A 306-nucleotide genomic window follows, 5' to 3' on the forward strand; every position below is an offset into this window, starting at 1 on the left:
CCGTGGAGTGATCCGAAGGGCGCTTTCGATCAAGGTCAGGGCGCGAGCGCCATGGCCGGGCGTGACGGGACGCCCGGCCGGCCCGGCCTAGGCTCCGTTAACTTTCTGCCCGGCGGTGCCGCCCTCGTCATCCTTGGCCGAGGCGGTCTTCTTGGCGCCGGTGCGGGTGCCGCCGCCCCGGCCCGTGCCAAGGCTGCCGCGGGCGCCGTCGCCGCCCTTGGTCGTGATCGCTCCGGGATTACCGCCTGCGCCTTTCTGTGCCATGTCCTATCTCCTGTGTCCGATGCGTTTCGAACAGGCACGGCG

1 protein-coding gene is annotated in these 306 nt (G+C 70.9%); it reads right to left on the minus strand.

All coding sequences use genetic code 11. The features are described from left to right. Positions 1-87: 87 nt before the first annotated feature. A complete protein-coding gene (locus AC0IYH_RS30680; protein ID WP_471837934.1) occupies positions 88-264 on the minus strand; it encodes a hypothetical protein in 177 nt (58 codons plus the stop codon). Between the last annotated feature and the right edge of the window lie 42 nt (positions 265-306).

It is taken from the genome of Pseudomonas sp. AC463 (assembly GCF_979253585.1).

Bases quoted from the DNA above. Each gene is read 5' to 3' on its own strand.
- AC0IYH_RS30680 (WP_471837934.1), bottom strand. From the start codon at position 264: ATGGCACAGAAAGGCGCAGGCGGTAATCCCGGAGCGATCACGACCAAG.